We start from the raw sequence: 4,029 nt of genomic DNA on the forward strand, positions 1-4,029 counted from the left end.
GCTTTTTCTTTGTCTGGAACCCAAAGAAAAGGCCTTGTGACAAGGCCTTTGATCTTCTTTACTTGGGTGCCATGCGAATGGCGCCGTCCAGACGGATGACTTCTCCGTTGAGCATGTCGTTTTCCAGAATCTGCTTGACCAGCTTGGCGTAATCCTCCGGCTTGCCCAGACGGCTCGGGAAGGGCACGCTGGCGGCCAGCGCATCTTGCACTTCCTGGGGCATGGTGAACAGCATGGGAGTGCCGAAGATTCCGGGAGCAATCGTCATATTGCGGATGCCGCTGCGTGCCAGGTCGCGGGCAATGGGCAAGGTCATGCCAACCACGCCACCCTTGGAAGCCGAGTAGGCAGCCTGGCCGATCTGGCCGTCATAGGCCGCAACGCTGGCGGTGGAGATCAGAACACCGCGCTCGCCGGTAGGCTCTGGCTCATTCTTGCTCATGGCGTCCGCTGCCAGTCGAATCATGTTGAAGGTGCCGACCAGGTTGACCATGATGGTCTTGGTATAGACGGCCAGGCTGTGCGGGCCACTCTTGCCTACGGTCTTTTCGGCCGGTGCAATGCCGGCGCAGTTGATCAGGCCGGCGAGTTTGCCCAGGCTGGTGGCTTTGGCGACCACGGCCTGACCATCGGCCTCATTGCTGACATCGCAGCGCAGATAGACGCCGCCGATCTCGTTTGCCACGGCCTCGCCGCGCTCTGCATTCATGTCGGCAATCACGACCTTGCCGCCATTGGCGGCGAGCATGCGCGCCGTGCCTTCACCCAGGCCCGAAGCGCCACCGGTCACGATGAATACGCGATCCTGAATCTGCATGAACTGTCTCCTTGTTTGATGTCTGTTGACGTTGACGTAAACGTCAATTATGCACAGAGCGCAGGAGCTGGCGACCTGAGGAAAGCGCGCATAAAAAAAAGCCCAATCACGGGGATTGGGCTTTGAAGGGATCCATGAAACGGGGGTTTCAGGAGGATCCAAGGAGACAACTTGCGCAAGGTCGGCATTCACATCAATGCATGCCGACCTGACATGCTGGTGATTATAGGGTAAACCCTATGTCTTTGCCAAACATGTCAATAACCATGTGCTTAACGCTTGGCAGTGGTCGTGGCCTTGACAGCTTCGGTTGCTGTCTTGGTGGCCGCGTTGAAATTGGCTTCGGCCATGTCGGAGGCCTGCTTCACCGCCTTTTGCACGGATTCGAAAGCGTTGTTGGCGGCAGAGACGGCGCTCTTGACCATGGCCACAGCAGATTCGGAGCCGGCAGGCGCATTCTTGGTGGAATTGTCCAGCAGAGAGTTGAAGCTCTTGCGGGCTTCGGTGGACTGCACTTCCAGGGCCTTGTTGAATTCGCCGGCGGTGTTGCTGGCGATGTCATACAGATGGCGGCTGTAGGAAGCGGTCTTCTCAGCCAGAGGCTGGAACAGGCCGGCTTGCAGGGTCAGCAGTTCCTGGGCGTCCTTGACGCTGAGCACGGCTTGGGTGTGCTGGGCAGCTTCGGTCAGGGCGGCACGCGAAGCGGTGACGTTCAGTTCCACCAGCTTTTCCACGCCTTCGAAAGCTTTGCTGGTCAGGCCGAACAGCGTCTCGAAGTGGGCTTTTTGTGCGCTCAGGATTTGGTCGGGGGTCAGGCTCATGGCAATTCTCCAAAATTACGGATCTAACAAAGGGATCGGACCGGAGGAAACTTCTGCTCTGACATGACCGCTATCTCTGAGCCAGTCGTATGTTGCAGTGCAGCATGGGTGCATTGTGGAAGAGAATTTGTGCCAATGCAAGCTTTAATTTGTTGCGTTGCAGCAAAAAGATTAATGACTCTTTGTTTTCGATAAGTATTTGATTTTTAAAAACTTTGTTATGTCTGATAACTGACAAAGAAATGCATGAGTGTGCTTTTTTGTGCGTTGCATCATGCGTTGGCGAGCGTTGACTTCCAGGCCCTGTCGCGGTGGTGCTGGCGGCGCCTGGGCAGCTCTGCACAATGGCTGCATGACTGCATCGTTATCTCAAGGCAAACCTTTGCGCGCCCAGCCGCAGGCGCGTGACTCCTATCCCGTGTTCCGCGACATCAGCACCCGCTGGTCGGACAACGATGTCTACGGTCATGTGAACAACGTCATCTACTACAGCTGGTTTGATACTGCGGTCAATGCGTATCTGATAGAGCAGGGCGCGTTGGATATCCATGCAGGTCAGACAATTGGCTTGGTGATAGAGACTCAGTGCAATTACTTTGCCTCGCTGGCTTTCCCGCAAGCCGTGGAGGCGGGTATTCGCGTGGCACATCTGGGCAGCTCCAGCGTGCGCTACGAAGTCGGTCTGTTTGCCAAGGGCGCGAGCCAGTCGGCTGCCGCCGGGCATTTTGTGCATGTCTATGTCGACAGACAGACGCGTCGGCCTGTGCCCTTGCCCCAGCCGTTGCGTGCGGCGCTGCAGTCACTGCTGCGCGCAGAGTCGGTTGGCGAATAGCAAAAAAGATAGCTTCTTGCGTATGTCTGTCAAGCGTTCAAGAGTGATTTGAATGAGGTATCCGGCGGCGTTTGCAAAGCCGTCATCGGCAGGAAGCGCTTAGGGGCAGCGAATACGGTACTGGGTGTGGAATCGCCTACACTCGTCAGTCTCTGTTGAGGCTGGCTTAGCCTGTGTTTTGAGCCAGCCTTGTTCCATGACTGAACGGACCGCCAGGCCCACCGTCGTCCATGATCATCACCAGTCTGCTAGACACCGACCTGTACAAATTCACGATGATGCAGGTGGTGCTGCATCAGTTTCCGGGCGCGCAGGTGGAGTACCGCTTCAAATGCCGCAACCCTGGCGTGCAGCTGGCTCCGTACGTCAATGAAATTCGTGAAGAGATCCGCTCTCTGTGCAAGCTGCGCTTTCAGGATGCCGAGCTGGCCTATCTGAGTTCGCTGCGTTTCATCAAGAGCGATTTTGTCGATTTCCTGAGCCTGTTCCAGCTCAACGATAAATACATCACGGTCACGCCCCTGGCCAGCGGCGAGATCGACATCACCATCCAGGGCCCCTGGCTGCACACCATCCTGTTCGAGATCCCGGTGCTGGCCATCGTCAACGAGGTGTATTTCCGCAATACCCAGCCCGTGCCCAACTTCCTGGAAGGACGCAAGCGCCTGGACGAGAAGATCGAGTTGCTGCAGGCGCCTGGCCTGGAGTCGCTCAAGATTGCCGATTACGGCACTCGCAGGCGCTTTTCCAGGGCCTGGCATGAAGAGGTTCTGCGAGTGCTTTGTGCCAGACTGGGTCACTCGGGGACGGCGCGGGTCAACGGCCAGCGCAAGGGGCAACTGGCGGGCACCAGCAATGTGCTGTATGCGATGAAGCTGGGCCTGATTCCGCTGGGCACCTTGGCCCATGAATATCTGCAGGCCTGCCAGTCGCTGGGCCCACGTCTGCGTGACAGCCAGATCTTCGGCTTCGAGTCCTGGGCGCGCGAGTACAGGGGCGATCTGGGCATTGCGCTGTCCGACGTCTATGGCATGTCGGCCTTTCTGCGTGATTTCGATCTGTACTTCTGCAAGCTGTTTGACGGCGCGCGCCATGACAGCGGCGACCCGTTTGACTGGGGCGAGCGCCTGATCGCGCATTACAAGGCCAACAAGATCGATCCGCTGAGCAAGGTGCTGATCTTCAGCGACGGACTGACGATCCCCAAAACCATCGGGCTGTTCGAGCGCTTCAACGGTCGTTGCCAGCTGGCATTCGGTATCGGCACCAATCTGACCAATGATCTGGGTAATCCTCCCGAGCACGTGCCCTTGCAGATCGTGATCAAGATGACGCGCTGCAACGGCCAGCCGGTCGCCAAGCTCTCGGACACGCCGGGTAAAAGCATGTGCGACGATGAAAAATACTTGGCCTATCTGCGTCAGGTGTTCAGCATTGCGCCGCCGGAGTCGGTCGCACCGGCTTAAAAATCAAGAATCAGGGGCGGCAGCCGCGCCGGCTGCAGGGCCAGAAGCAGGGAGGATGGGCGTTTGATCAGCAAATCTTGGATGAAAGCCGCA

At 57.5% G+C, this 4,029-nt stretch carries 4 protein-coding genes; 2 read left to right on the forward strand and 2 right to left on the reverse strand.

Annotation, left to right across the window (positions count from 1 at the left end):
• Positions 1-58: 58 nt before the first annotated feature.
• Together ACLBXN_RS03800 and ACLBXN_RS03805 are read right to left on the reverse strand one after the other, a co-directional pair.
• Complete coding sequence (locus ACLBXN_RS03800; RefSeq protein WP_407715572.1) at positions 59-817, reverse strand: 3-hydroxyacyl-CoA dehydrogenase; 759 nt, start codon at positions 815-817, stop codon at positions 59-61.
• 272 nt (positions 818-1,089) lie between these two features.
• Positions 1,090-1,638 carry a phasin family protein gene (locus ACLBXN_RS03805; protein WP_003057161.1) on the reverse strand — a complete coding sequence of 183 codons (549 nt, stop codon included), beginning with the start codon at positions 1,636-1,638 and terminating at the stop codon, positions 1,090-1,092.
• 352 nt (positions 1,639-1,990) lie between these two features.
• Here ACLBXN_RS03805 and ACLBXN_RS03810 point away from each other — a divergent pair, with 352 nt between their 5' ends.
• Both ACLBXN_RS03810 and pncB read left to right on the forward strand, forming a co-directional pair.
• Complete coding sequence (locus ACLBXN_RS03810; RefSeq protein ID WP_447611197.1) at positions 1,991-2,470, forward strand: acyl-CoA thioesterase; 480 nt, start codon at positions 1,991-1,993, stop codon at positions 2,468-2,470.
• 230 nt (positions 2,471-2,700) lie between these two features.
• Entirely contained in the window at positions 2,701-3,936 is a 1,236-nt protein-coding gene (pncB, locus tag ACLBXN_RS03815; RefSeq protein WP_043006723.1) for a nicotinate phosphoribosyltransferase, read from the forward strand.
• Positions 3,937-4,029: the final 93 nt, after the last annotated feature.

Source organism: Comamonas sp. C24C (genome assembly GCF_053345995.1).